This is a genomic window from Neobacillus citreus, assembly GCF_018343545.2.
GTDB lineage: Bacteria > Bacillota > Bacilli > Bacillales > Cytobacillaceae > Neobacillus > Neobacillus citreus.
In genome coordinates, this window is record NZ_JAGYPE020000034.1 from 25,590 (window position 1) to 31,810 (window position 6,221).

Below are 6,221 nucleotides of genomic sequence, written 5' to 3' on the forward strand. Positions count from 1 at the left end.
AAAAACAACTCTGACATTCCAGCCGCAAATTCTGTTACAATTCCCAAAAGGCCTATCACCCAAGGCAACTGGTTAAACTGGTGGATTTTCAATAAGAAAAAGACCAAAGCATAGGTGAAATAATAGACAAAGGATGGCAGGTTAGCATGAATGGATACCAGCCAATCAAACGGTTCTAGAAAAATAGCATCAAGAAGGATTCGAAAAACTAGCACGGAAACCCCTGCAAGCGTGCCGCACAAAATAGCGGGTACTTTTCTTAGCCCCAATAAAAAGAGAAAAAGGGCAGGGGGTCCAAAGCTCACCCGATAGACTTCATTAAATGGGTAAAATTTTACCTCTCCAGCAAGCGGAACCAAAATGGCCATTGCCGCCAGTAAGGTTAGTTCATTTTTTGAAAAAATTTTAATGTTCAATTTGCGCCACAACCTCTTATTCTAACAATCCATCATTTAATGCAAAAAAAATATGTAGGTTTTTGTAGATTTCTTGTTATATTGTGTAGTTACTATTTTACATTAAGACTAGCCTCACTGAAAACGCTCTCAGTAAATTCTGCCTCAAATTATAGTTTTATTTTAGCTAGAAATCCATTGGAAAAAAACTCTTCTAAGACCAAATCGTTAAAAAAATGTAAAAGAGGTGCTTGAATGAAAAAAATAGGTTTAGCTTGGCAAATCTTAATTGGGTTGATTCTTGGTATTGTTGTTGGTGCTATTTTTTATGGAAATCAAGATGTCGCGAAGTATTTACAGCCAATTGGCGATATCTTTTTAAGACTAATCAAAATGATTGTCATTCCAATCGTTATTTCCAGCTTGATTGTAGGTGTTTCCAGTGTAGGCGATACAAAAAAGCTTGGAAAAATCGGTGGAAAATCCATTTTATACTTTGAAATTATTACAACAGTTGCGATTATTGTAGGACTATTAGCAGCGAATATTTTCCAGCCAGGCGCTGGGGTAGATATGGGTTCATTACAGAAAACTGATATTGGTGGTTATGTAGATACGGCAGAAACAGTAGAAAGCCACGGAATGGCTGAAACTTTTGTGAACGTTGTACCGCCAAATATTATCAAAGCAATTGTAGACGGAAACATGCTTGCCATCATTTTCTTCTCTGTTCTATTTGGACTTGGGCTTACCGTCATTGGAGAAAAAGGGAAACCGGTCATTGCATTTTTCCAAGGTACGGCTGAAGCGATGTTCTGGGTGACCAATCAAGTAATGAAATTTGCACCATTTGGTGTATTTGCTCTTATTGGTGTGACCGTTTCTAAATTTGGTGTTGAATCATTGTTGCCGCTGGGTAAATTAGTTATTATCGGTTACGCTACAATGCTATTCTTTGTTGTTGTCGTTCTAGGGGGTGTTGCTAAATTAGTAGGTGTAAATATTTTTAATATCATACGCTTACTTAAAGATGAATTGATTTTGGCTTACTCTACTTCTAGTTCTGAAACGGTATTGCCAAGATTAATGGAGAAAATGGAGAAGTTTGGTTGTCCAAAAGCTATTACATCTTTTGTTATTCCAACGGGTTATTCCTTTAACTTGGATGGATCAACACTTTACCAAGCATTAGCAGCATTGTTTATTGCCCAAATGTATGGAATCGATTTGTCCATTGGCCAACAAATTTCATTAATGCTGGTATTAATGGTAACATCGAAGGGAATCGCAGGCGTTCCGGGAGTTTCATTTGTTGTCCTCTTGGCAACGTTGGGAACTGTAGGCATACCTATAGAGGGCCTTGCATTTATAGCAGGTATTGACCGTATTCTTGATATGGCTAGAACAGTTGTCAATGTCATCGGAAACTCATTAGCTGTAGTGGTAATGTCTAAATGGGAAGGCCAGTTTGATAAGCAAAAAGCAAATTCCTATTTGCAGTCTTTAAATGATACAAAGCAAAAAGCGGCATAACATGCAATTTTAGAAAAAGGAACCCATTCCAGTGTGGGTTCTTTTTTGCAAATTAGCAGGAAATAAAATATTGCGATATCTCTTTTGATAGATTTAAAATGAGAGAGTAATATGATATGGAGAGAAGGTTTCAGCATGTGGATTGCTGCAGCATTGGTAACGACTTTAAGCTTCGGCACGAATAATACGATTTTTAAATGGAGTACAAGCCGTGGCTTGTCGAAAGTGCATATTCAGTTTTTCTTTTATTTCGTGGCATTTCTGCTTACACTTGGGTATGGGCTATATACAGGGGAACTGCAATTTAACCTCTATGCGCTTATCCTTGGTGGACTAATTGGCATCCTGAATGCGAATGGCAATATTCAGATGTCCAAGGCCTTCGAAAAGGGTCCTGCCAGCCTAACGTCGCCTCTAATTGGCGCCAATGCAATCATGCCGATTCTTGGGGCAGCGATTATTTTTCATGAAGAAATCAGTCTTGCCCATTGGATTGGGATTGTGGTAATACTCGGTTCAGCCCTGATGATTCAATATTCGCCGGGCAAAAGTCACGGCACAAATTATGGTCCATGGATTTATCGGGTCGTATTGGCAATCCTTTCCTTTGGGATTCTGGGAATATTAATGAAAACAACATCCTATTTGCAAATTAGTTCGCTTAGTACATTAATTTGTATGTACGGCGGAGGCAGCATTTATTTGGCCCTGACCAGTTTACGGGAAAAGGAAAGCTGGCTGAGGTCAGAAGTGAATGTCGGATCCATGGCCGGTTTAGTCAGTGTCATCGGGTACAGCTGTTATTTCTATGCGTTGCAAAAAGGTATTGCCAGCATTATCTTCCCAATCGTCAGCTTAAATTGCCTCGTAGTCATCCTGGCAGGCTGTTGGTTCTTTAAGGAAAAATTGAAACGATACCAGCTCGTTGGCATATTTTCAGCGATTCTTGGGATTATTTTTACAAAAATATGATACGTGGGGACGGTTCTTGTGCTTCAATTTTTGAAGCACAAGAACCGTCCCTTTGCTTTATCAAAAATGAGCAACGCTTTTTTGGTTTAAAGTGATAAAATTTTTATCGAAAATCTATTGTTCTATAACAATAATATATGGTAAAATCTGAATATTATTTATTTTTCAGAAAAATTAGAGCGGTTATTACTGCGTACATAGTCCGCTGAGGGGGAGAAAAGGTGAAAAAGAGTTTAGCCATTGTTTTGATGGGAGTATTGTTGCTGCTTTCTGCTTGTGGCGGGGGAAGCAAGGAAACTAGTGGGGAAAAGAAAGAAAAAGAAGTAAAAATAGGGATCACGCAAATCGTTGAGCATCCGTCCCTTGATGCCGCCCGCGAAGGGTTTATCGCGGCCTTGAAGGATGCTGGTTATGAAGAAGGAAAGAACCTGAAGCTTGATTACCAAAATGCACAGGGTGACATGAATACCAATTTATCAATTGCCCAAAAATTAGTTTCGGACAAGAATGATCTAATTTTAGCCATTGCTACTCCGAGTGCACAGGCCGTACTGAAAAACACGAAGGAGATCCCAGTTTTATTTACGGCTATCACGGATCCGGTTGGTGCGCAATTGGTAAAAAGCATAGAAAAGCCAGGCGGAAATTCCACTGGAACATCTGATACGCACCCAGATGCCATCAAGAATACAATTGCTGCGATCAAGAAGTTTGTTCCTAATGCCAAGAAGGTCGGCATCATCTATAACAATGGTGAGCCTAACTCGGTTGTAAACGTGAAGAATGCCAAGAAAGCAATCGAAGCAGAGGGACTGGAAGCAGTTGAAACAACGATAACAGCTGGTTCTGAAGTGAAGCAGGCTGCTGAATCATTAGTTGGCCGTGTGGATGTCCTTTACATTCCAAAGGACAATACGGTTGTTGCTGCTCTTGAATCCGTCATTACTGTAGCGAATGCGAAGGATATCCCAACATTTGTTGGTGAAGGAGATTCTGTAAAACGCGGAGCATTCGCTTCTTATGGACTAAACTACCATGACCTTGGCTATTCAACTGGTAAAATGGCAGTCGAAATCCTAAAGGGAAAGAAACCAAGCGAAATTCCAGTCGGCTTCCCAGAAAAGCTAGAACTCGTCATCAACAAAAAAGCCGCTGCTGAAGAAGGCATCACCCTAACAGAAGATTTAATTAAGGACGCTAAGATAGTAGGAGAATAAGTGAAACATGGGGACGGTTCTTGTGCTTCAATTTGAAGCACAAGAACCGTCCCTTTGCTTTGAAACTTTTATTTAAGGCGGGCAGTCTAATCTAGTAAAGGAGTGGTGGTGTGGATGAAAAAATTCATTTTTCCGCTTATACTAGTGGTTTTCTTTATTCTAATGGTGTGGGGGATGGGAATGAAACAAACCGGAAATTTGGCTCCATCCATTAACGCTATTTTTGGAAAGGAAGATTATACGGACATTGTTTCCGCCAATAATCAATTGGGGATGAAACTGTTAACAGAAATAGGAGCAGGAAACGGCGGCAATACGGTTATTTCTCCGACAAGTTTATTCATGGCGCTGTCAATGGTCTACAATGGGGCCGATGGGAAAACAAAGGAAGAGATGGAGAAGGTTTTGCAAACGACTGGAATGGATGCCAATGAATTAAGTCAAGCGAACGCTTCAATGATGTCGATGTTACATAAGCATTCTAAGCAAATTCAGCTCCATATCGCAAACTCCATTTGGCTAAACAAAGACTTTCACTTTCAGGATAAATTTGCGACTAACAACAGAGATTATTTTAATGCAGAAATAAAAGAGATTGATATCAATGATAGGAAATCTGTTCCGTTGATTAATGATTGGGTGAAGAAATCGACGGATGGTAAAATTAAGGGAATTATTGAAGCTCCTTTAGATCCAGATTTAGTCACGGTTCTGATCAACGCGATTTATTTTAACGGGAAATGGCAATATGAATTTGATAAAGAGCAAACAAAGGAACAAACTTTTCATCTGACAGAAGGGACCACCAAAAAGGTGCCGCTCATGACGCTGAATGAAAAATTGGCTTATTTGGAAACCGAAGATTTCCAGGCGGTTTCGCTTCCATATGGTGATGGCCAAATGAGCATGAAGATATTTCTTCCAAGGGAAAGTTCCAATTTAGCAGAATTCCAAAAAATGCTGACAACTGAAAATTGGGAGAAGTGGAACTCTGAATTTACCGAAAAAAAGGGGACCGTTCTGCTGCCAAAGTTTCAATTAGAGTATGAAGTGATATTGAATGACCCATTAAAGAATCTGGGGATGGAGAACGCTTTTGACAGCCGAGCTAATTTTTCAAAAATGGTTAAAGAGACGGATCCAATAATGATCAGTGAAGTAAAACAAAAAACATTTATCGATGTGAATGAAGCAGGGACAGAAGCGGCTGCGGCAACCTCTGTCCAAATGGTAAAAGAGTCGGCAAGCATAGATAATCCCTTCTTTATAGAAGTAAATCGGCCATTTTTCATAACGATTACCGAAGAAGAAAGCGGAACAATTTTATTTATGGGGTTGATATCTGACCCTCAGGGTGGAACTCAAAAATAGTTCATTTTTTGGGCTTAAGGAAAGTGTAAAATTTCCCTGATTTTACACTTTCTTAACGCATAAATTCAACTACGTCTCTGTCTTCGTCCTAACGGACTCGCCAATCGACGAGTTTTCATTTAAAATTGCTTTTGCAAAATTTGGTTGATAAACTTATTTTGTATATTTAGAAAAGGAGTTTTTAGCAGGATGATTAATAAAGTTGCAAAAGTTACTGTTTATGTAAATGACCAAGAAGAAGCCAAAGATTTTTGGATTAATAGAGTCGGTTTTGTTCTAAAAGAAGAGCAGCCAATGGGGCCAGACTTTTCCTGGATTGAAGTTGGACCAAGCGAAGATGACTCCACCAATTTAGTCCTTTATGCTAAAGCTGCGATGGAACAGCATGACCCATCAAAGGTTCAGCACCCATCAATCCTCTTCAGCACGACCGATATCGAATCCGCATATGAAAAAATGAAACAAAATGGAGTAAAAGTAGGGGAAATGTTAAGAATGCCATTCGGAACGATGTTTTCCTTCCATGACCAGGATGGCAATGATTATTTGTTGAGGGAAGATAAATAAGGATAAAAAAGCTGCGATTTTTGATGTGGAATCGCAGCTTTTTATGATTATCTGGACCAAAGGTCAAATAGTCAAGCGGAAAGTGGTCTTATGAAAAGGTTATAAGACCATAAGGAGCAAACAGCCAGGCCGAAGGTGGTCTTATGAAAGGCTTATAAGACCAAAA

5 protein-coding genes and 1 pseudogene are annotated in these 6,221 nt (G+C 39.4%); 5 read left to right on the forward strand and 1 reads right to left on the reverse strand.

The genetic code is table 11. The features are described from left to right. Nucleotides 1-416, reverse strand: a pseudogene (locus KHB02_RS17550) (ATP-binding protein); the annotation flags it as partial. Nucleotides 417-650: 234 nt separating this feature from the next. Between KHB02_RS17550 and KHB02_RS17555 the strand changes: the two are divergent. From KHB02_RS17555 to KHB02_RS17575, 5 genes are all read left to right on the forward strand, one after another. Next, complete coding sequence (locus KHB02_RS17555) at nucleotides 651-1,928, forward strand: cation:dicarboxylate symporter family transporter (RefSeq protein ID WP_213146626.1); 1,278 nt, start codon at nucleotides 651-653, stop codon at nucleotides 1,926-1,928. 111 nt (nucleotides 1,929-2,039) lie between these two features. Then, the gene (locus KHB02_RS17560) at nucleotides 2,040-2,900 is read left to right on the forward strand and encodes a DMT family transporter (protein ID WP_241113927.1); all 861 of its coding nucleotides are present in this window, start codon (nucleotides 2,040-2,042) and stop codon (nucleotides 2,898-2,900) included. A gap of 221 nt (nucleotides 2,901-3,121) precedes the next feature. Next, entirely contained in the window at nucleotides 3,122-4,117 is a 996-nt protein-coding gene (locus KHB02_RS17565; protein WP_241113928.1) for an ABC transporter substrate-binding protein, read from the forward strand. A 114-nt stretch (nucleotides 4,118-4,231) separates the two neighbouring features. After that, nucleotides 4,232-5,488: a serpin family protein gene (locus tag KHB02_RS17570; protein WP_213146628.1), complete on the forward strand. Its 1,257-nt coding sequence runs from the start codon at nucleotides 4,232-4,234 to the stop codon at nucleotides 5,486-5,488. Nucleotides 5,489-5,677: 189 nt separating this feature from the next. Then, nucleotides 5,678-6,055, forward strand: coding sequence for a VOC family protein (locus KHB02_RS17575; RefSeq protein ID WP_213146629.1), 378 nt, complete (start codon nucleotides 5,678-5,680; stop codon nucleotides 6,053-6,055). Nucleotides 6,056-6,221 lie beyond the last annotated feature (166 nt).